Source organism: Hymenobacter algoricola (assembly GCF_039539525.1).
GTDB classification, from domain to species: Bacteria; Bacteroidota; Bacteroidia; order Cytophagales; family Hymenobacteraceae; genus Hymenobacter; species Hymenobacter algoricola.
Genome location: NZ_BAABDH010000105.1, coordinates 42,404 through 62,981, shown reverse-complemented (window position 1 = coordinate 62,981; position 20,578 = coordinate 42,404). Strand labels below are relative to the sequence as shown.

At 56.8% G+C, this 20,578-nt stretch carries 16 protein-coding genes and 4 tRNA genes; 17 read left to right on the top strand and 3 right to left on the bottom strand.

Annotated elements, in window-relative coordinates; translation table 11 throughout:
- Window positions 1-9 precede the first annotated feature (9 nt).
- From frr to ABD842_RS16865, 3 genes are all read right to left on the bottom strand, one after another.
- The gene (frr, locus tag ABD842_RS16875) at window positions 10-573 is read right to left on the bottom strand and encodes a ribosome recycling factor (RefSeq protein ID WP_345116550.1); all 564 of its coding nucleotides are present in this window, start codon (window positions 571-573) and stop codon (window positions 10-12) included.
- A 90-nt stretch (window positions 574-663) separates the two neighbouring features.
- The gene (gene pyrH / locus ABD842_RS16870; RefSeq protein WP_345116547.1) at window positions 664-1,467 is read right to left on the bottom strand and encodes a UMP kinase; all 804 of its coding nucleotides are present in this window, start codon (window positions 1,465-1,467) and stop codon (window positions 664-666) included.
- Between the two features lie 106 nt (window positions 1,468-1,573).
- Window positions 1,574-2,077, bottom strand: a complete 504-nt coding sequence (locus tag ABD842_RS16865; protein WP_345116544.1) for an acyl-CoA carboxylase biotin carboxyl carrier protein subunit — start codon at window positions 2,075-2,077, stop codon at window positions 1,574-1,576.
- A 269-nt stretch (window positions 2,078-2,346) separates the two neighbouring features.
- On the opposite strand from ABD842_RS16865, the gene ABD842_RS16860 reads away from it, so the two are divergent.
- The 17 genes from ABD842_RS16860 to rpsG all read left to right on the top strand — a co-directional run bounded on the left by ABD842_RS16860 (window position 2,347) and on the right by rpsG (window position 20,539).
- Complete coding sequence (locus tag ABD842_RS16860) at window positions 2,347-4,776, top strand: M1 family aminopeptidase (RefSeq protein WP_345116541.1); 2,430 nt, start codon at window positions 2,347-2,349, stop codon at window positions 4,774-4,776.
- A 254-nt stretch (window positions 4,777-5,030) separates the two neighbouring features.
- Window positions 5,031-5,110, top strand: a tRNA-Tyr gene (locus ABD842_RS16855).
- A 56-nt stretch (window positions 5,111-5,166) separates the two neighbouring features.
- Window positions 5,167-5,239: transfer RNA gene (locus tag ABD842_RS16850), tRNA-Gly, on the top strand.
- Between the two features lie 104 nt (window positions 5,240-5,343).
- Window positions 5,344-5,418 (top strand) — tRNA-Thr (locus ABD842_RS16845).
- A gap of 166 nt (window positions 5,419-5,584) precedes the next feature.
- Complete coding sequence (gene tuf / locus ABD842_RS16840) at window positions 5,585-6,775, top strand: elongation factor Tu (RefSeq protein ID WP_345116538.1); 1,191 nt, start codon at window positions 5,585-5,587, stop codon at window positions 6,773-6,775.
- 127 nt (window positions 6,776-6,902) lie between these two features.
- Window positions 6,903-6,973 (top strand) — tRNA-Trp (locus tag ABD842_RS16835).
- Between the two features lie 56 nt (window positions 6,974-7,029).
- Window positions 7,030-7,224: a preprotein translocase subunit SecE gene (gene secE / locus ABD842_RS16830; RefSeq protein WP_345116535.1), complete on the top strand. Its 195-nt coding sequence runs from the start codon at window positions 7,030-7,032 to the stop codon at window positions 7,222-7,224.
- A 12-nt stretch (window positions 7,225-7,236) separates the two neighbouring features.
- The gene (gene nusG / locus ABD842_RS16825) at window positions 7,237-7,797 is read left to right on the top strand and encodes a transcription termination/antitermination protein NusG (protein ID WP_073107120.1); all 561 of its coding nucleotides are present in this window, start codon (window positions 7,237-7,239) and stop codon (window positions 7,795-7,797) included.
- Between the two features lie 127 nt (window positions 7,798-7,924).
- Window positions 7,925-8,368, top strand: a complete 444-nt coding sequence (gene rplK / locus ABD842_RS16820; RefSeq protein WP_073107117.1) for a 50S ribosomal protein L11 — start codon at window positions 7,925-7,927, stop codon at window positions 8,366-8,368.
- Between the two features lie 18 nt (window positions 8,369-8,386).
- The gene (gene rplA, locus ABD842_RS16815; RefSeq protein WP_345116529.1) at window positions 8,387-9,082 is read left to right on the top strand and encodes a 50S ribosomal protein L1; all 696 of its coding nucleotides are present in this window, start codon (window positions 8,387-8,389) and stop codon (window positions 9,080-9,082) included.
- Window positions 9,083-9,099: 17 nt separating this feature from the next.
- Entirely contained in the window at window positions 9,100-9,654 is a 555-nt protein-coding gene (rplJ, locus tag ABD842_RS16810; protein ID WP_345116526.1) for a 50S ribosomal protein L10, read from the top strand.
- Between the two features lie 65 nt (window positions 9,655-9,719).
- A complete protein-coding gene (gene rplL / locus ABD842_RS16805) occupies window positions 9,720-10,097 on the top strand; it encodes a 50S ribosomal protein L7/L12 (protein WP_345116523.1) in 378 nt (125 codons plus the stop codon).
- Window positions 10,098-10,327: 230 nt separating this feature from the next.
- Window positions 10,328-14,194, top strand: a complete 3,867-nt coding sequence (rpoB, locus tag ABD842_RS16800) for a DNA-directed RNA polymerase subunit beta (RefSeq protein WP_345116521.1) — start codon at window positions 10,328-10,330, stop codon at window positions 14,192-14,194.
- Between the two features lie 338 nt (window positions 14,195-14,532).
- Complete coding sequence (gene rpoC, locus ABD842_RS16795; protein WP_345116518.1) at window positions 14,533-18,882, top strand: DNA-directed RNA polymerase subunit beta'; 4,350 nt, start codon at window positions 14,533-14,535, stop codon at window positions 18,880-18,882.
- 114 nt (window positions 18,883-18,996) lie between these two features.
- Window positions 18,997-19,332 (top strand): DUF3467 domain-containing protein, encoded by a 336-nt coding sequence (locus ABD842_RS16790; RefSeq protein WP_345116516.1) that lies wholly within the window; start codon window positions 18,997-18,999, stop codon window positions 19,330-19,332.
- Between the two features lie 225 nt (window positions 19,333-19,557).
- Complete coding sequence (gene rpsL / locus ABD842_RS16785) at window positions 19,558-19,986, top strand: 30S ribosomal protein S12 (RefSeq protein ID WP_073107099.1); 429 nt, start codon at window positions 19,558-19,560, stop codon at window positions 19,984-19,986.
- Between the two features lie 85 nt (window positions 19,987-20,071).
- Complete coding sequence (gene rpsG / locus ABD842_RS16780) at window positions 20,072-20,539, top strand: 30S ribosomal protein S7 (RefSeq protein ID WP_073107096.1); 468 nt, start codon at window positions 20,072-20,074, stop codon at window positions 20,537-20,539.
- The last annotated feature ends 39 nt before the right edge of the window (window positions 20,540-20,578 follow it).

The following is a 20,578-nucleotide window of genomic DNA, read 5'->3' as shown; positions in this document are numbered from 1 at the left end:
AAGCGAAACTCAGATGGTCATTATCTCGGTTTCCTTCTTGCTCATGAGCTCATCTACCTTGTTGATGTAGCTGTCGGTGATTTTCTGGACTTTGGCCTCGGCGTCTTTGACGGCGTCTTCGGCGGCGCCGTCTTTCAGCAGCTTGCGCAACGACTCGTTCACGTCTTTGCGGATGCCGCGGACGCGCACCTTGCCCAGCTCCGTCTCATTCTTTACCTGCTTCACCAGCTCCTTGCGGCGCTCCTGGGTCATGGGCGGAATGTTGAGGCGCACCCCTTCGGCGTCAGACTGCGGATTCAGGCCCAAATCACTGTTTTTGATGGCCTTCACCACCTCCGCAATAATGTTCTTCTCCCAGGGCTTGATGAACAAGGTCCGCGCGTCGGGCGTCGAGATGTTGGCGACCTGCGAAATGGCGGTGGGCGTGCCGTAATAATCTACCCGCAGGCTTTCCAGCATCGCCGGCGACGCTTTGCCAGCCCGGATGCGGCTCAGCTCCGAACCGGTGTGTTGCAGCGACTTGCTCATCGACTCTTCGGCCTCGCTCAGGTAAAACTGGATTTCCTCGTCCACTTTCGAAATATTAAATGGTGAATGGTAACTGCTAAACGTGGGGGGCGGAAGGCGAAAGTCCGCATTCCCCGCCCAACGGTCAAACTTTTCTTAGGCCTGCTCCGGCTGGTTGCCCACCAGCGGCTGCAGGGCGCTATGCTTGGGGTCGCGCTGTACCGGCTGGCGGCGGGGGCTTTCGGTGGCGCCGCCCATGCTCACCAGCGTGCCCAGGTGCTCCCCGTTCAGGAGGCGCTCCAGGTTGCCGGCCGTGTTCATGTCGAAGACGATGATGGGCAGGTTATTTTCCTTACACAAGGTGAAGGCCGTCATGTCCATCACGTTGAGGTTTTTCTCGATTACCTGGTCGAAGGAGATTTCGCCGAACTTCTCCGCATCCGGGTTTTTCTCCGGGTCGGCCGTGTAGATGCCATCCACGCGGGTGCCTTTCAGCACCACGTCAGCTTCAATTTCGATGGCCCGCAGGGAAGCGGCCGAGTCGGTCGTGAAATAGGGGGAGCCAATGCCGGCGCCGAAAATCACCACCCGGCCCTTTTCCAGGTGCCGCACGGCGCGTCGCCGGATGTAGGGCTCGCACACCCGCTGAATGGTGAGACCCGACAGCAGGCGGGTACTCACGTCGAGTTTCTCCAGGGCACTCTGCAAGGCCATCGAATTGATGACCGTGGCCAGCATGCCCATGTAGTCGCCCTGCACGCGGTCCAGCCCAAACGCTTCGGCCTGCACGCCGCGGTAGATGTTGCCCCCCCCGATAACGACGGCCACCTGCACGCCGGTGGCTGCCGCCGTCTTGATTTCGGAGGCATACTGCATCAGCCGCTCCGCGTCGATGCCGTATTGCTGCTGCCCCATCAGAGCTTCGCCGCTTAGTTTGAGCAGAATTCGTTTGTACTTCAAGGCAGTTGGGATTTAAAGAGTAAATGGAAAGTCGGGCGGCGGGAGCAGGCCGGGCAGCTCGGCTGTACCAGCCTCTGATCCCAGCTGCTCCCGGCCGACCTGAGGATCAGCTAAACTGTACGAGAACCTGACCTTTGGTGACGTTGTCGCGCAGCGTAACCTTGATGGCCCCCACGGTGCCGTCGGTCGGGGCTTTGAGGATATTTTCCATTTTCATGGCTTCCAGCACCAGCAGCGGGTCGCCTTTCTGCACGGTCTGGCCCGGTACCACCCGGATGTCGACGATCAGGCCCGGCATCGGCGCCTTCAGCTCATTGACTTTGCTGGCGGCCACGTTGCTCATGCCCAGCTTATCGAGCAGCAGGTCGAACCGGTCCTTGGCCTCAACCTCAACCTGCTGCCCAGCAATTTTGAGCTGAAAGGTCTTGGCCGTATAATCGGCGCTGATGACCTCGGCGGAGTAGGAGCGGCCCTCCAGCAGAATGTGGTAGCGGCCCTGCCCGAGCGCGACAATATCCCAGACAAAGGCCTCCCCATTGACCTCGATGGCGCCCTTGGGCTGATACTCGATATCCCAGGTCTGGTGGGGGGCGGTGCGTACCTGTAGCATGGTGGATGGGGGCAGGGTGGGCGGAAAAGGGCTTAAAGATAGGCCAAATCTGAAATAATTTCGGAACTTGAGCCTTCAATTCCCTATTGCTTCCCTGCATGAAATATTCGGTCCTCGGCATTCTTGGCCTGGTCCTTACGTGCCAGCTAACGGCTTCGGCTCAGACAGTAAAAGCTGTTAAGCCAACGTCGCCGAAAGCGGCTACCCATAAGAAAAGTACGGTTGTTACCGAGCCCCTGATTTCTCGGGCGGCTGCCAGCACTATCATCGTGCCCTCCTGGCTGCCGCCTACCACGCCGGTGCAGCCGGCCGCTACCGTTGTTACCGATCTGGTTGATACCAAGCTGGAAGTGAAGTTTGACTGGGCCCGCCAGTGGCTTACCGGCAACGCGCTGCTTACGGTCCGCCCGCACTTCTATCCGCAAAACCAGCTGGTGCTCGATGCCAAAGGGTTTGACATCAAAAGCGTGCGGTCCGTTATCGGCGGCAAGGAGAAAAACCTGAACTACACCTACGACAAGCGCAAGCTCACCATTGCCCTCGACCGGACCTACACCCGCACCGAGCAGTACCAGGTGCGCATCAGCTACGTGGCCAAGCCCAATGAGCTGGAGGCCGGGGGCAGCGCCGCCATTACCAGCAGCAAGGGCCTGTACTTTATCAACCCGCTGGGTACCGACAAGACCAAGCCCAAGCAGATCTGGACCCAGGGCGAGACGGAGGCCAACTCCGCCTGGTTTCCGACTATCGACAAGCCCAACCAGCGCATGACCCAGGAAATTGCCATGACGGTGGACGCGCAGTACAAGACGCTGTCCAACGGCTTGCTGATTTCGTCGAAAAAAAATGCCGATGGTACCCGCACCGACGTGTGGAAGCAGACGCTGCCCGCCGCACCCTACCTGAGCATGATGGCCGTAGGTGAGTTTGCCGTCGTCAGTGACACGTGGAAAGGCAAAATCGTCGATTATTACGTGGAGCCCAAGTTCCAGGGCACCGCCAAAGCCGTGTTCGGCAACACGCCCCAGATGATGGACTTCTTCTCCAAGAAGCTGGGCGTGGAATTTCCCTGGGAGAAATACTCGCAGGTGGCCGTGCGCGACTTCGTGTCCGGCGCCATGGAAAACACGACGGCCGTCACCATTCGGCAGGAGTGGACCCAGCTGACTCCGCGCGACCTGCTCGACCAGAGCTACCTGGCCGAAGGCACCATTGCCCACGAGCTGTTTCACCACTGGTTTGGCGACTACGTCACGAGCGAGTCGTGGTCGAACCTGCCGCTGAACGAGTCGTTTGCCGATTATTCGGAGCTGCTGTGGGCCGAGCATAAGTACGGCGTCGATGCCGCGGCCCTGGTGCAGCAGCAGAAGCTCACCAACTACCTGACCGAAGCCGAAAGCAAGCGGGAGCCGCTGATCCGCTACCACTATGGCGCCCGGGAGGATATGTTCGACCGCCATTCCTACGACAAGGGCGGCCGGGTGCTGCACATGCTGCGCAAATACGTCGGCGACGACGCTTTCTTTGCTTCGCTGAACCGCTACCTCACCCAGAACAAGTATTCGGCTTCCGAAATAGCCAAGCTGCGCATTGCCTTCGAAGAAACCACCGGGGAAGACCTGATGTGGTTTTTCGACCAGTGGTTTCTGCAGCGCGGCCACCCGGAGCTGCACATTTCGCACACCTACGCCAACGGCCAGATCAACCTGCGCGTCGAGCAGATGCAGGATTCCACCTTCACGCCCATTTACCGCCTGCCCGTTACGGTTTCAGTGTGGTCGGGCAGCCAGAGTCAGCCCACCGACCACAAGATAGTGGTGACCAAGGCCAACCAGATGTTCACGCTGCCGGCTTCGCAGCGCCCCAGCCTGGTCAAGTTTGACGGGGAAGGGCAGCTGCTGGCCAAGATCGAGGAAGAGCAGACCCAGGATGAGCTGTTGTTCCAGTACTACCACGCCCGCCATTACCTGCAGAAGTACGAAGCCATCGAGAAGCTGCACGCAAAGCTGGGCGACTTGGCCGTTAGCGGCATGCAGCGCAACGCCATGAATGATAACTTCTGGGCCGTGCGGCTGGCTGCCGTCGAGGGCTTCCGGCGTTATAAGGGCCCCGAGGGCAATGCCGTGCGCAAGGAGCTGCGGCGCGTGGCCATGACCGATAAGAAAAGCCAGGTGCGGGCCATGGCCGTCACTACCTTGGGTGCCTTCCTCAACGAAGATTTCGGCGACGTGTACAGCAGTGCCCTCAACGACAGCTCCTATCTGGTAGTGGGCGCGGCCATTGCTGCTCTGGCCAAGAATCCGACGGTCAGTACCCGGGAGTCCATCAACGCGCTGCAGGAAACTACCAATCCGGCGTTGCTGCACGCTTTATCAAACTACTACTCGCTCAATGGCACGGCCGACCAGTACCAGTGGTTTCTGCGGCGCATGAACGACATTGCGGAGGATGAGCTGTACACCTACCTGCAAAACTTCGGCCTGCTGATGGTGCGCATGCCCCCTGTGGAGCGCGACAAGGGAATCCAGCGGCTCGAAGCATTTGCCCGCACGCATCCCAACATTACGGTGCGCTTGGGCGCGTACCGGGGCCTGAATTCCCTGGTGCCAAGTACGGCCAGCCTGAAGGCCACGCTGCAGGATATCCGCTCGAAAGAGAAGAATGATCAGCTGAAAGCCGCCTATAGCCTGATCCAGTAGAATTTATTTTCACGGCTGACGGAGTTTTTTCGCCGGGCCATTTGCGGGCGTTGTATCTCCTGAATCAGGGGGTTAGGTGGCCCGCAGGCTCATTTCAGGTCCGGTGGCCGGAAAATTATTTACAACCTTTTCGGCCCAGCGCTTGACTTGCAAGAGAAACCCTCTAATTTTGCAACTCCTTTAACAACCCACCCACTTTAACGGGTCTTGTGAAAAGGGAAATCTTCTTCGCAAAAGGTGAGGAAAACTAAGCTGGGGGTATCGCATAGCGGCAATTGCGGGTGACTGTAACTCACCTCCTTCGGGTTCATAGGTTCGAGTCCTGTTACCCCCACAGCAGTAAAATAATGAGTTGGTGAAATGTTCACCAGCTCATTGTCTTGCTCTTACGCGGGAGTAGCTCAGCTGGTAGAGCGGCAGCCTTCCAAGCTGCAGGTCGCGGGTTCGAACCTCGTCTCCCGCTCTAGTTGCTAACAGGTTTTAGCCTTTGGTTTCCTGCTGTTAGAATTAACCAGTATCTTTGCCCGCGCTAGCAGCCTTCCCGTTGTCAGCGCATCTTTAAAACCAGCCGTTTTAGCTCAGTGGTAGAGCACTTCCTTGGTAAGGAAGAGGTCATGGGTTCAAATCCCATAAATGGCTCCAGTTAATACGATTACCGACGAAGCAGCGCGACTGTCTTGTCTGAATCTGTCAGCCAGGTAAAGCGACGTGCAGTTTTTCCCACTAAGCGGGGCTGCGTTTCGCTTTCTTGCAGTATAGCTTAATCGTATTTCCCGCTTCCCACTAAAATTCTTTTAATCTCTTTACAATGGCCAAAGAAAATTTTGATCGTTCCAAGCCGCACGTGAACATCGGTACGATTGGGCACGTCGACCACGGCAAAACCACCCTGACTGCTGCTATCACAATGGTACTGGCGAACAAAGGTTTGGCCACCAAGCGTGACTTCTCGTCGATTGATAACGCTCCCGAAGAAAAAGAGCGCGGTATCACGATCAACACGTCGCACGTTGAATACTCGACCGTTAACCGTCACTACGCTCACGTTGACTGCCCCGGTCACGCTGACTATGTGAAGAACATGGTTACGGGTGCTGCCCAGATGGACGGCGCTATCCTGGTAGTAGCTGCTACCGACGGCCCAATGCCTCAGACGCGTGAGCACATCCTGCTGGCTCGCCAGGTAGGTGTTCCTCAGCTCGTAGTGTTCATGAACAAAGTGGATATGGTGGATGACCCCGAGCTGCTTGAGCTCGTGGAAATGGAAATCCGCGAACTGCTCTCGTTCTACGACTTCGACGGCGACAACATTCCCGTTATCCAGGGCTCGGCTCTGGGCGGCCTGAATGGTGATGCTGCCTGGGTTCCGAAAATTGAGGAGCTGATGGAAGCTGTTGATAGCTTCATTCCGATTCCTGCTCGTCTGACCGACCTGCCCTTCCTGATGCCGGTAGAGGACGTATTCTCTATCACGGGTCGTGGCACGGTAGCTACCGGCCGTATCGAGCGTGGTATCATCAACTCGGGTGAGCAGGTGGATATCCTCGGTATGGGTGCCGTTGCTGGTCTGAAGTCGACGGTTACGGGTGTGGAGATGTTCCGCAAAATCCTCGACCGTGGCGAAGCTGGTGACAACGTAGGTCTGTTGCTCCGCGGTATTGAAAAAGAAGCCATCCGTCGTGGTATGGTTATCTGCAAGCCCGGCTCCGTAACTCCTCACCAGAAGTTCAAGGCTGAAGTTTACGTTCTCTCGAAAGAGGAAGGTGGCCGTCACACGCCATTCTTCAACAACTACCGTCCGCAGTTCTACCTGCGTACCACCGACGTTACCGGCATCATCACCCTCCCAGAAGGTGTTGAAATGGTAATGCCCGGTGACAACATCACCATCCAGGTTGAGCTGATCAGCAAGGTGGCGATGGAGAAAGGTCTGCGCTTCGCTATCCGCGAAGGTGGCCGTACGGTAGGTGCCGGTCAGGTAACCGAAATCCTCGACTAGTTTCGCTTAGAAACTGGTAAAACAACACAATCCGCCTCTGATATTTTCAGGGGCGGATTTGTTTTGTTTAAAGAGTTCAGTACATTTGCAGTCCCAATCCGGCTTACGGGCTGTTTGGAACGCATCCACGGGCGTAGTTCAAGGGTAGAATAGAGGTCTCCAAAACCTTTGATGGGAGTTCGAATCTCTCCGCCCGTGCAAGAATAGGCTGTTTTAGCAGCCGCAAACAGTTTACAGCCAAACCAGGCGCGAACATGAGCAAGCTGACGAATTATTTCCGCGACACCACCGAGGAGATGCGCTACAAGGTAACGTGGCCTTCTTTCGATGAACTGCAGAAGAGTGCCGGTCTGGTGCTGATTGGCTCGCTGATTTTTGCCGTTGTCGTCGGCGTGATGGACTTAGTGTTCAAAACCGGCCTGGAGGCGTTCTACAATTCATTCCGTTAATCGGCTGATCTAATGGGAGAGTTGAAGTGGTACGTGGTTCGCTCGGTGAGCGGACAAGAGAAGAAAGCCAAGCAGTACTTGGAAACCGAGATTGGCCGTCATGGCCTTTCGGAGTTGGTACCCCAGGTGTTGATTCCGGCCGAGAAAGTGTACGAGATGCGCAATGGCAAGAAGCGGGTGCGCGAGCGTAACTTCTTCCCCGGTTACATCCTGATTCACGCCGATCTGTCGCATGGTGAAGTTGACCACATTATTACCAGTACCCCGGGTGTAATTGGTTTCCTGAGCGACAAAGAAGGCAAAACTGCCAATACCAAACCCGTGCCGCTGCGCATGGCTGAAGTGAACCGCATCCTGGGCATCGTGGACGAAGCCGAGGAGGAAACCGCCAGCCTCGATACTCCCTTCGTGGTGGGCGAGCTGGTGAAAGTAGTAGATGGCGCCTTCAGCGGCTTCTCCGGCAACGTGTCCGAGATATTCGATGAGCGCAAGAAGCTGAACGTGATTGTGAAGATTTTCGGCCGTAGCACTCCCATGGAGCTCAGCTACACGCAGGTCGAGAAAGAATCTTAGCACATATAGATAGTACGTCGTTGGTTCGTCTGCTCCGGCCAACGGGGGCTTCCACTTTTTTAGGAGCAATAGTTAAACTGAGGAGAATAGGTGTTACGACCATATTCTCCGAAGCCTTTCAATCCCAATGGCCAAAGAAATTAGAGGTTATCTGAAGCTTCAGATAAAGGGAGGCGCTGCGAATCCTTCGCCGCCGGTTGGACCTGCACTTGGTAGCAAAGGCCTTAACATCATGGAGTTCTGCAAGCAGTTCAACGCTCGCACCCAGGATAAGGCCGGCCAAGTATGTCCCGTACTGATTACCATGTACACCGACAAGTCGTTTGACTTCGTCGTGAAGACCCCTCCGGTGCCGGTTCTCCTGATGGAGGCTGCCAAAATCCAGAGCGGTTCGAAAGAGCCTAACCGGAACAAGGTTGGCTCGGTATCGTGGGACCAGGTTCGCACCATTGCCGAAACGAAGATGCCCGACTTGAACTCGTTCAAGATTGAGTCGGCCATGAAACTCGTTGCCGGTACGGCCCGCAGCATGGGTATCACCGTCTCGGGAGCTTCTCCTTTCGCTGCATAATCAAACGGAGAAGAACTCATGACCAAGATTAGCAAAAAACGCAAGGACGCCCTTGCCAAGCACGACCTGACGACGGCTCGTACCTTGGTAGAAGCAGCCAAAGTGGTAAAGGACATTACCTATACCAAATTTGACGCTTCTGTCGACATCGATGTACGTCTGGGCGTGGACCCCCGCAAAGCTGACCAGATGGTACGTGGCGTCGCCACGCTGCCCCACGGCACCGGCAAAACCGTTCGTGTACTGGCTCTCGTGACTCCTGACAAGGAAGCCGAAGCTTTGGCCGCCGGCGCCGATTTCGTTGGTCTGGACGACTACATCGCCAAGATCGAAAAAGGCTGGACCGACATCGACGTGATTATCACGATGCCGTCGGTAATGGCTAAAGTAGGTCGCCTGGGCCGCGTGCTCGGTCCCCGTGGTCTGATGCCAAACCCGAAGTCGGGTACGGTAACGACCGACGTGGCCAAGGCGGTGCAGGAAGTGAAGGCTGGTAAAATCGACTTCAAAGTTGACAAGACCGGCATCATTCACTGCAGCGTAGGTAAAGTGTCTTTTGATGACCAGAAGCTGGCTGAAAACGCCATCGAAGTAATCCAGACGCTGCTGCGCCTGAAGCCTTCGTCCGCTAAGGGTACCTACATCAAGAGCATCACGCTGAGCAGCACGATGAGCCCGGCCGTTCCGGTTGAGACTACGGTTACTTCCGCTTAATTCACAATCAACGAGATATGACAAGGGAAGAAAAACAAGTCCTCGTCGACGAGTTGAGCGAAAAGTTTCAATCGCACAACGCGTTCTACATTGCCGATGCTTCGGGAATGTCGGTGGCGAAAATCAACGAATTCCGCCGGCTGTGCTTCAACCGCGGTATGGAGTTCAAAGTCTACAAGAACACCCTGATCCGGAAAGCCCTCGACACGCTGGAAGGTGACACCACGGAAATGGACGCAGCGCTGAAAGGCCAGTCGGGTGTGCTGTTCTCGAAAGAGTCCGGCAATGCTCCCGGCAAGCTGCTGAAGGACTTCTACAAGGCGCAGGCCTACGGGAAGAATGCGATTCCAAAGCCCGCTTTCAAAGGAGCTTACATCGACTCCAGCATCTACCTGGGTGCTGACCAGCTCGAGACGCTGAGCACGCTGAAAGGCAAAAACGAGCTGATCGGTGAAGTTATCGGTCTGCTCCAGTCGCCAGCCAAGAACGTTATCAGCGCTCTGTCGAGCGGTGGCAACAAGCTGGCCGGTATCCTCAAGACGCTTTCCGAAAAAGAAGAGGTTGCGGCTTAATTGCCAGCCGTCTTTTTCCCCTCAATTAAATTCAACAACCCCCTTTTTTTTAACAATCTACAGAAATGGCAGATTTGAAAGCATTCGCTGAGCAGCTCGTTAACCTGACGGTGAAAGAAGTAAACGAGTTGGCTACTATCCTGAAGGATGAGTATGGCATCGAGCCAGCTGCTGCTGCTCCGGTAATGATGGCTGGTGGCGGCGCTGCTGCTGCTGAGGCTCCTGAGGAGAAGACGTCGTTCGACGTAATCCTGAAGGCTGCTGGTGCTAGCAAGCTGGCCGTAGTTAAGCTGGTGAAAGACCTGACCGGTCTGGGCCTGAAAGAAGCTAAAGAGCTGGTTGACGGCGCTCCTAAGCCTTTGAAAGAAGGTGTAACCAAGGACGAGGCTGAAGGCTTGAAGAAGCAACTGGAAGAAGCCGGCGCTGAAGTAGAGGTTAAGTAAGCTGCCCCGCGCTTTTTCTCTTACGAACATGGATAGGCCTGGCAACTAAGCCAGGTCTTTTCCTGTTTGTAGCCTACAAACTCTACAGGATTGCCTTTCTGCGCCGCATTGCGGCTTTTTGTGCCTACGGGTACGCAGCATGGCCCCGCAGGGTTTAGTGATTACAGTACGCTTCAGTGTCCATTTCTTAACACCCAAACGCATTGGCTACACCGAAAGCAAAGGCTTTGATGCAGAAAGCCATCGAGCGAATTAATTTCGCCAAGATTAAGAAAGTTATCGAGTATCCGGATTTCCTGGACGTGCAGCTGCAGTCGTTCCAGGATTTCTTTCAGTTGGAAACGGCCGCCGAAAGCCGTACCGACGAGGGCTTGTTCAAGGTATTTGCCGAGAACTTCCCGATTTCGGATTCGCGCGAAAACTTCGTCCTGACCTTCCTCGACTACCACGTCGATCCGCCGAAGTACTCGGTCGACGAGTGCATCGACCGGGGCCTGACGTATTCCGTGCCGCTGAAAGCCAAGCTCCGCTTGGTTTGCAACGACAAGGACAACGAGGACTTCGAGACGATTGAGCAGGAAGTGTTCCTGGGCAACATCCCTTACATGACCGAAAAAGGCTCGTTCGTTATCAACGGCGCCGAGCGGGTTATTGTATCGCAGCTGCACCGCTCGCCGGGCGTGTTCTTTGCCCAAAGCAAGCATACCAACGGCACCAAGCTGTATTCGGCCCGGATTATTCCGTTCAAGGGCTCGTGGATCGAGTTTGCCACGGACGTGAACAACGTGATGTACGCCTACATCGACCGGAAGAAGAAATTCCCGGTTACCACCCTGTTGCGCGCCATCGGCTACGGCACCGACAAAGACATTCTGGACTTGTTCGGTTTGTCGGAGGAAGTGAAGGCCGATAAAAAGGCTCTGAAAAAAGCCGTCGGCCGCAAGCTGGCTGCCCGGGTGCTGCGCACCTGGACGGAGGACTTCGTGGACGAGGATACCGGTGAGGTAGTTTCCATCGACCGCAACGAAGTGCTGCTGGAGCGTGACTCGACCATTCAGGAAGAGGACATCGACACCATCCTCGAAGCCGCCCCCAAGTCCATTATCCTGCACAAGGAAAATGTGAACATTGCGGACTTCGCCATCATCTATAACACGCTGCAGAAGGACAACTCCAACTCGGAGAAGGAAGCTGTGGAGCAAATCTACCGTCAGCTCCGGAACACGGAGGCGCCCGACGAAGAAACCGCCCGTGACATCATCCAGAAGCTGTTCTTCTCGGACAAGCGCTACGACCTCGGCGACGTAGGCCGCTACCGCATCAACAAGAAGCTCGGCCTCGACAAGAACTGGGAAGCCCGCGTACTGACCAATGAGGACATCGTCCTTATTGTGAAGTACCTGATCGGCCTGATCAACTCGAAAGCCGTAGTCGATGACATTGACCACCTGAGCAACCGTCGGGTGCGCACCGTGGGCGAGCAGCTCTACGCCCAGTTCGGCGTGGGCCTGGCCCGCATGGCCCGTACCATTAAGGAGCGCATGAACGTGCGCGACAACGAAGACTTCAAGCCCGTTGACCTGATCAACGCCCGGACGCTGTCGTCGGTTATCAACTCCTTCTTCGGCACCAACCAGCTGTCGCAGTTCATGGACCAGACCAACCCATTGGCCGAGGTGACGCACAAGCGTCGCGTATCGGCTCTGGGGCCGGGAGGTCTGAGCCGCGAGCGGGCTGGCTTCGAAGTACGGGACGTTCACTACACCCACTACGGCCGCCTGTGCACCATCGAAACGCCGGAAGGACCCAACATCGGTCTGATTTCGTCGCTGTGCGTGCACGCCCGGGTAAATGGCATGGGCTTCATTGAAACGCCTTACCGCGCCGTGAAGGAAGGTAAGGTCGACGTGAGCCACACCGTGAAATACCTGACGGCCGAGGAAGAAGACACCCACCACATTGCTCAGGCCAACGCCCGCATCGATGATAAGGGTAATTTCATCAACGACCTCGTAAAAGGCCGTTTTGAAGGTGACTTCCCCGTGGTTGCTCCCCAGGAGTACACCTACATGGACGTGGCCCCGAACCAGATCGTATCGGTAGCTGCTTCGCTGATTCCGTTCCTAGAGCACGATGACGCCAACCGGGCCCTGATGGGCTCGAACATGCAACGCCAGGCCGTACCGCTGCTCCGCCCGCAGGCTCCGATTGTGGGCACGGGTCTGGAAGGCCGTACCGCTATCGACTCCCGTTCCCTGGTTATTGCCGAAGGTGACGGCGTAATTGACTACGTAGATGCCAACCGCATCGTGGTGAAGTACGACCTGACCGCCGACGACATTATGATCAGCTTCGACGCCGAGAAGATTTCGTATGACCTGATCAAGTTCCGCCGGACCAACCAGGATACCTGCATCAACCTGACGCCGCTGGTCAAGAAAGGCCAGCGCGTAACCAAGGGTGAGCCGCTTTGCGAAGGCTACGGCACCAACAAAGGCGAGCTGGCCCTGGGCCGCAACATGCAGGTAGCCTTCATGCCGTGGCAGGGCTACAACTTCGAGGATGCCATCGTCATCTCGGAGCGCGTGGTTCGCGACGACATCTTCACCTCGATTCACATTGAGGAGTTTGAGCTCGAAGTGCGCGAAACCAAGCGCGGCGAGGAAGAGCTGACCTCGGAAATCCCGAACGTGAGCGAAGAAGCCGTCCGCAACCTCGACGACAACGGTATCATCCGTCTGGGCGCCGAGGTGAAGGAAGGCGACATCCTGATCGGTAAGATTACGCCCAAGGGCGAAACCGACCCGACTCCGGAAGAGAAGCTGCTCCGCGCCATCTTTGGTGACAAAGCCGGCGACGTGAAAGATGCTTCCCTCAAGGCGCCGCCGTCCCTGCAAGGGGTGGTTATCGGCACCAAGCTGTTCTCGCGTCCGAAAAAAGACAAAAACCTGCGGGCCAAGTCGAAGAAGGAAGTAGAAGAGCTCAAGGATGCCTATGCCAAGGAGTTGCGCGCCGTGCGCGTTATCATGGTCGAGAAGCTGGTGCAGCTGCTGGAAGGCAAGACGAGTCAGGGCGTAAAGCACAAGTTCGGCGACGAGCTCATCTCCAAAGGGGTGAAATTCGGCAAGAAGAACTTGTCCGAAGGCCTCTTCCCCGAGAAGAACCTCTACAAGGACGAGAGCAACTACGCCGTGCCGGAGGAAGTCAACATCTTCAAGGACCTGATCCTGGAAGGCTGGACGGCCGATGATAAAGTAAACGGCATGGTGCTACAGCTGGTGAAGAACTACGCCAAGCGCCGCAACACCATCACCGCCCGCTTCAAGCGCGACCGGTTTACGCTGGAGGTTGGCGACGAGCTGCCCGCCGGCATTGTGCAGCTGGCCAAAGTCTACATCGCCAAGAAGCGCAAGCTGAAGGTGGGGGACAAGATGGCTGGTCGTCACGGTAACAAAGGCGTGGTAGCCCGCATCGTGCGCGATGAGGACATGCCGTTCCTGGCCGATGGTACGCCAATGGACATCGTGCTGAACCCGCTGGGCGTACCAAGCCGGATGAACATCGGGCAGATCTACGAAACCGTACTGGGCTGGGCCGGCCTCAAGCTGGGCCGCACCTACGCTACGCCGATTTTCGATGGTGCTACCGAAGAGGAAGTATCCAAAGAGCTGGCTGACGCCGGGCTGCCCATCTTCGGCCGTTCGTACCTGCACGACGGTCTGACCGGTCAGCAGTTCGACCAGCCGGTAACCGTCGGGGTTATCTACATGCTGAAGCTGGGTCACCTGGTCGACGACAAGATGCACGCCCGCTCCATCGGGCCGTACTCGCTCATCACGCAGCAGCCGCTGGGTGGTAAGGCGCAGTTCGGTGGTCAGCGCTTCGGGGAAATGGAAGTGTGGGCTCTGGAAGCCTTCGGCGCGTCGAACGTGCTGCAGGAAATCCTGACGGTAAAGTCGGATGACGTGGTAGGGCGGGCCAAGGCCTACGAAGCCATCGTCAAAGGCGACGTCCTGCCCAAGCCGAATATCCCCGAGTCGTTCAACGTACTCATCCACGAGCTGCGCGGTCTGGCCCTGGAAATCACGCTTGACTAAGGTCTGAGAAAGGAGCTGCCGGTGCCGATGCATCGGCAGCTCCTATTTCGGTGCCTTTTGATAATACGCGGATCGGGCAACCGATACTTACTGCCGCCGGTGTCGCTCCGAGATAAGGTCAGAACGACAATTCTTTACCGGCTTAAGTTGACCGCACCCGCCCGGACTTGCCCAAGCCCAGGCGTATTCTTCCAGACCTAGCAAAATCTACTGCGCGGCGTACCTATCCGAACCGCAGAGCACTTTTCGCAGAGTCGAACTGTTACGTCCTTTCCGATTCGCCTTAAGGCGGGAGCATCTGACTAACAGCTACAAGCCAACAGCTAACAGCTTTCTACATGGCGTTTGCAAAAAACAAAAAACTGGTGCAGGACTTCTCGAAAGTCACTATCTCGCTGGCCTCGCCCGAATCCATTCTGGAGCGGTCGAACGGCGAAGTAGTGAAGCCCGAGACGATCAACTACCGGACGTACAAGCCCGAAATGGGCGGCTTGTTCTGCGAGCGGATTTTCGGTCCGGTGAAGGACTGGGAATGCCACTGCGGCAAATACAAGCGGATTCGCTACAAAGGCATCATCTGCGACCGTTGCGGCGTGGAGGTGACGGAGAAGAAAGTACGCCGGGAGCGGATGGGACATATCGAGCTGGTAGTGCCCGTTGCCCACATCTGGTACTTCAAGTCGCTGCCCAATAAAATCGGCTACCTGCTGGGCCTGCCCACCAAGAAGCTCGACCAGATTATCTATTACGAGCGGTACGTAGTCGTACAGCCCGGCGCCCTCGCCGAAGAAGGCGTGCAGCAGCTCGACTTCCTGACCGAAGACGAATACCTCGACATCATCGACAAGCTCCCCCGGGAGAACCAGATGCTGCCAAATGAGGACCCCAACAAGTTCATCGCCCGCATGGGTGCCGATGCCTTGTACATGCTGCTGGAGCGCATTAACCTCGATGAGCTTTCCTACAGCCTGCGCGACTCGGCCGCTCACGAAACTTCGCAGCAGCGTAAGGCTGAGGCATTGAAGCGTCTGCGCGTAGTAGAAGCTTTCCGTGACGCCGCGACCCGCGTGGAAAACAAGCCCGAGTGGATGGTTATCCGCATGGTGCCCGTTATTCCGCCCGAGCTGCGTCCGTTGGTTCCGTTGGATGGTGGCCGTTTCGCTACTTCCGACCTGAACGACCTGTACCGTCGCGTTATCATCCGTAACAACCGCCTCAAGCGCCTGATCGAAATTAAGGCTCCGGAAGTGATTCTGCGGAACGAGAAGCGCATGCTGCAGGAAGCTGTCGACTCCTTGTTCGACAACTCGCGTAAGGTGAATGCCGTGCGCGCCGAAGGCAACCGCGCCCTGAAGTCGCTGTCCGACATGCTGAAAGGCAAGCAGGGCCGCTTTCGTCAGAACCTGCTCGGTAAGCGGGTCGACTATTCCGGTCGTTCGGTAATTGTCGTTGGTCCGGAGCTGAAGCTGCACGAGTGCGGTCTGCCCAAGAACATGGCGGCCGAGCTGTTCAAGCCGTTCATCATCCGCAAGCTCATTGAGCGCGGTATTGTGAAGACGGTGAAATCGGCCAAGAAAATCGTGGACCGGAAAGATGCCGTCGTTTGGGACATTCTGGAGAACGTGCTGAAAGGCCACCCAGTGCTCCTGAACCGGGCTCCGACCCTTCACCGCTTGGGTATCCAGGCGTTCCAGCCCCGTCTGATCGAGGGTAAAGCTATTCAGCTGCACCCATTGGTTTGTACGGCCTTCAACGCTGACTTTGACGGTGACCAGATGGCTGTGCACGTGCCCCTGGGGCCGGCCGCTATCCTGGAAGCCTCCATGCTCATGCTGGCGTCGCACAACATCCTGAACCCGGCCAACGGCGCGCCCATCGCGGTACCGTCGCAGGACATGGTTCTGGGGCTGTACTACGTTACCAAAGGCAAGCGCAGCACGCCCGAAGAGAAAATCGACGGCGAGGACATGGTCTTCTACTCCGATGAGGAAGTAGTGATTGCCATCAACGAAGGTGTGCTGTCCAAGCACGCCTACATCAAGGTCCGCACGCAGATCCGCGACGAGAACGACGACTTGGTTACCAAGATCGTGGAGACCGTAGCCGGCCGTGTGCTGTTCAACCAGATGGTACCAGCGGAAGTTGGCTTCGTGGATGAGCTGCTGACCAAGAAAAAGCTGCAGCAGATCATTTCCATGGTGTTCAAGCGGACGGGCATGGCCCGCACCGCACAGTTCCTCGACGACATCAAGACGCTGGGCTTCCAGTCGGCTTACAAAGGTGGTCTGTCGATGGGCCTGGGTGATATCCAGATTCCGAAAGAAAAAGATGCCCTGATTCTGCAGGCGCAGAACGACGTGAAGGCCGTTACTCAGAACTACCAGATGGGTCTGATTACCGACAACGAGCGTTACAACCAGGTTATCGACATCTGGACGCGTATCAACAACCAAATCACTGAAACCCTCATGGGTCGCCTCGAAAAGGAGGACCAGGGCTTCAACTCGATTTACATGATGATGCACTCCGGTGCTCGTGGCTCGCGGGAGCAGATTCGTCAGCTCGGCGGTATGCGGGGTCTGATGGCTAAGCCGCAGAAGTCGCTCCAGGGTTCGGTAGGCGAGATTATTGAAAACCCGATTCTGTCTAACTTCAAAGAAGGCCTGGACGTTATCGAGTACTTCATCTCGACCCACGGTGCCCGGAAAGGTCTGGCTGACACCGCGCTGAAAACGGCCGACGCCGGCTACCTGACCCGTCGTCTGGTAGACGTATCGCAGGACGTAATCGTAAACGAGCAGGACTGCGGTACCCTCCGCGGTATCGAAACCTTCGCGTTGAAAGACAACGAGGACGTGGTTGAGCCGCTGTCCGAGCGGATCCTGGGCCGCGTTACGGTCCACGATATCGTGGATCCGCTGACCGACGAGGTTATCCTGGCTTCGGGCGAGGAAATCAAGGAGGACACGACCCGCCGCATCGATGCTACGGCAATCGAGTCGGTGGAAATCCGCTCGGTACTGACCTGCGAAAGCAAGCGTGGTATCTGCGCCAAGTGCTACGGTCGTAACCTCGCCTCGGGCCGCATGGTCCAGCGCGGGGAAGCCGTTGGTGTTATTGCCGCCCAGTCGATCGGCGAGCCCGGTACCCAGCTCACGCTGCGTACGTTCCACGTAGGTGGTACGGCCTCCAACATCGCGGTGGAAGCCAACATCAAAGCCAAATTTGCGGGGGTAGTGGAGTTCGAAGATATCCGGACCGTTGATTCGACTAATTCCGAAGGGGAGAAGACGAAAGTGGTAATGGGCCGCTCGGGCGAGATTCGCATCGTGGAGAAAGGCACCGGCAAGGTGTTCATCTCGAACCACGTTCCGTACGGCTCGTTCCTCCTGGTAGAGGAAGGCCAGGAAGTGGAGAAAGGCCACGAGCTCAACAACTGGGACCCCTACAACGCCGTTATTCTGGCCGAGTTCGACGGTACCGTTGTCTACGATGCCATCACGGAAGGCGTAACCTACCGCGAGGAGTCGGACGAGCAGACGGGTCACCGCGAGAAGGTAATTATCGAATCGCGCGACAAAGCCCAGAACCCGTCCATCATCGTGAAGGCCGGCAAGAAGGACATCGAGGAAGGTCAGCGTGCTTACAGCATTCCGGTAGGCTCGCACATCAGCGTCGACAACAACGAGAAAATCAAGGCTGGTCAGATTCTGGCCAAGATTCCTCGGGCCGTTGGCAAGACGCGGGACATCACCGGTGGTCTGCCCCGCGTTACCGAGCTTTTCGAAGCGCGTAACCCATCGAACCCGGCCGTGGTGTCGGAAATCGACGGGGTGGTAACGTATGGTACCGTGAAGCGTGGTAACCGTGAAATCTTCGTCGAGTCGAAAGACGGCGTCAAGAAGAAGTACATGGTGCCGCTGTCGAAGCACATTCTGGTGCAGGACAACGACTTCATCCGGGCCGGCATGCCGCTGTCCGACGGCGCCATCACGCCATCCGACATCCTGAGCATTCAGGGTCCGGGTGCTGTGCAGGAGTACCTCGTGAACGAGATTCAGGAAGTGTACCGCTTGCAGGGGGTAAAAATCAACGATAAGCACATCGAGGTGGTCGTTCGCCAGATGATGCAGAAGGTGGTTATCCTCGACGCCGGCGACACGACGTTCCTGGAGCACCAGGTAATCGACAAGATTATCTTCATGGAGGAAAACGATACCATCATCGACATGAAGGTGGTAACGGAAGCCGGTGATTCCAGCATCCTGAAGCCGGGTCAGATCTTGAGTGCCCGTAAGCTGCGGGACGAGAACAGCAGCCTGAAGCGCCGTGACCTCCGCCTGGTGGAAGTGCGCGACGCTCAGCCTTCGGTTTCCCGTCCTACGCTGCAAGGCATCACGCAGGCCTCCCTGGGCACGCAGTCGTTCATCTCGGCCGCCTCGTTCCAGGAGACCACCAAGGTGCTGTCGGAAGCTGCCATCCGTGGCAAGGCCGATGAGCTGTTGGGCCTGAAGGAGAACGTAATCGTCGGGCACCTCATTCCGGCCGGTACCGGTCTGCGCGAGTATACGCGTCAGATTGTCGGCTCGAAAGAAGAGCTCGAAGCCCAGCAGGCGGCCAAAGCCGAGGTTCCGGAAGCGGGTCCGAAGCGCGCCTCCCGGGCCAAGCGCGAAGTATCAGCGGAGTAATCCGTTGTGAGTTTGTAATGAGAAAGCCGACCGGAGCAATCCGGTCGGCTTTTTTGTTTTTAGTAGCTTTGATAATCCCGAAGGGCCCGTCCTTTCTTTACCCACCTTTCCGATATGAACCAGCCCCAAGACCCCAACGCCCCGCAGCAGGACCCGAACGCCATCAACATCGAGCTGTCAGAGGAAATTGCGGAAGGCGAGTACGCCAACCTGGCCATGATTGCGCACAGCAGCAGCGAGTTTGTCATCGACTTCATCCGCCTGATGCCCGGCCTGCCCAAAGCCAAGGTGAAGGCCCGCATCGTCGTCACGCCCGAGCATGCCAAGCGCCTGCTCTCGGCCCTGGCCGATAACATTGACCGCTTCGAGCAGAGCTTCGGGCCCATCAAGCAGCAGCCCGACTCGCCCAGCTTCCCGATGAACTTCGGCGGCACGATGGGGGAGGCGTAAGCTCCCTAATGTTGGGATAGTACCGAAAAGACCTTTGGCGCCAAGTCGAAGGTCTTTTTTTTCGGCCCATAGCGGCCGTCAGAGCTGGAGGGTGGCGGCTGTTGGCAGTCCAGCCCTTTCTCTAAAACAAACTATCTCAACTCGTTTGCTATTCTACCCTGACTTTGATACCTTTGCAAGCCTAATTTTTTGGGAGAGAACCCTCCTTGACAAACCATTCCGTAAATGCCTACTATTAACCAGTTAGTACGAAAAGGCCGCGAGAAGCTGACGACGAAGTCGAAGTCGCCCGCCCTTGACTCGTGCCCGCAGCGCCGTGGCGTATGCACCCGTGTGTACACCACCACGCCCAAAAAGCCGAACTCGGCCATGCGCAAAGTGGCCCGTGTGCGTCTCACCAACGGCAAAGAGGTTAACGCCTACATCCCGGGTGAAGGTCACAACCTGCAGGAGCACAGCATCGTGCTGATCCGTGGGGGTCGTGTGAAAGACCTTCCCGGTGTACGTTACCACATCATCCGTGGTGCCCTTGACACCGCCGGTGTAAACGGTCGTACCCAGCGTCGCTCGAAATACGGCGCCAAGCGTCCGAAGCCAGGTCAGCCCGTGGCAACCGGCAAAGGTGGCAAGCCAGCCCCCGGCAAGAAAAAGTAATTGATACGAGTGGCGTCGGGCCCCGCGTCGGATAGAAAATGGTTCTTATCCCGCGGCTCCCGCTGACCAGCTCACATCTAACCTCATGAGAAAGTCAAAACCAAAGAAGCGCATCCTCCTGCCCGACCCCAAGTTCAAGGAGACGCTGGTAACCCGTTTCGTCAACTACATGATGTATGACGGAAAGAAAAACCTTGCCTACGGCATTTTCTACGACGCCTGCGAAATCGTTGAGCAGCGCACGAAGGAAAACGGCCTGGAAATGTGGCGCAAGGCCCTGAACAACGTGATGCCAACTGTCGAAGTAAAGAGCCGCCGCGTAGGGGGTGCTACCTTCCAGGTGCCGATCGAAGTTCGTCCCGACCGTCGTATTTCGGTGGGTGCTAAATGGATGATTCAGTACGCTCGTCGTCGTGGAGAGAAAACCATGAAGGACAAGCTGGCTGGCGAAATCATTGCCGCGGCTAAAGGGGAAGGTGCTTCCGTGAAGAAGAAGGACGACACCCACCGCATGGCTGAGGCCAACAAGGCCTTCTCGCACTTCCGCTTCTAAATAAATGAGTGCTTCAGTGAATGGGCACCCTCAGGATTT

What these genes read in the sequence shown, in the direction of transcription:
- ABD842_RS16865 (WP_345116544.1), bottom strand. Translation starts at nt 2,077, where the DNA reads ATGCTACAGGTACGCACCGCCCCCCACCAGACCTGGGATATCGAGTAT.
- tuf (WP_345116538.1), top strand. Translation starts at nt 5,585, where the DNA reads ATGGCCAAAGAAAATTTTGATCGTTCCAAGCCGCACGTGAACATCGGT.
- secE (WP_345116535.1), top strand. Translation starts at nt 7,030, where the DNA reads ATGAGCAAGCTGACGAATTATTTCCGCGACACCACCGAGGAGATGCGC.
- nusG (WP_073107120.1), top strand. Translation starts at nt 7,237, where the DNA reads ATGGGAGAGTTGAAGTGGTACGTGGTTCGCTCGGTGAGCGGACAAGAG.
- rplK (WP_073107117.1), top strand. Translation starts at nt 7,925, where the DNA reads ATGGCCAAAGAAATTAGAGGTTATCTGAAGCTTCAGATAAAGGGAGGC.
- rplA (WP_345116529.1), top strand. Translation starts at nt 8,387, where the DNA reads ATGACCAAGATTAGCAAAAAACGCAAGGACGCCCTTGCCAAGCACGAC.
- rplJ (WP_345116526.1), top strand. Translation starts at nt 9,100, where the DNA reads ATGACAAGGGAAGAAAAACAAGTCCTCGTCGACGAGTTGAGCGAAAAG.
- rplL (WP_345116523.1), top strand. Translation starts at nt 9,720, where the DNA reads ATGGCAGATTTGAAAGCATTCGCTGAGCAGCTCGTTAACCTGACGGTG.
- rpoB (WP_345116521.1), top strand. Translation starts at nt 10,328, where the DNA reads ATGCAGAAAGCCATCGAGCGAATTAATTTCGCCAAGATTAAGAAAGTT.
- rpoC (WP_345116518.1), top strand. Translation starts at nt 14,533, where the DNA reads ATGGCGTTTGCAAAAAACAAAAAACTGGTGCAGGACTTCTCGAAAGTC.
- ABD842_RS16790 (WP_345116516.1), top strand. Translation starts at nt 18,997, where the DNA reads ATGAACCAGCCCCAAGACCCCAACGCCCCGCAGCAGGACCCGAACGCC.
- rpsL (WP_073107099.1), top strand. Translation starts at nt 19,558, where the DNA reads ATGCCTACTATTAACCAGTTAGTACGAAAAGGCCGCGAGAAGCTGACG.
- rpsG (WP_073107096.1), top strand. Translation starts at nt 20,072, where the DNA reads ATGAGAAAGTCAAAACCAAAGAAGCGCATCCTCCTGCCCGACCCCAAG.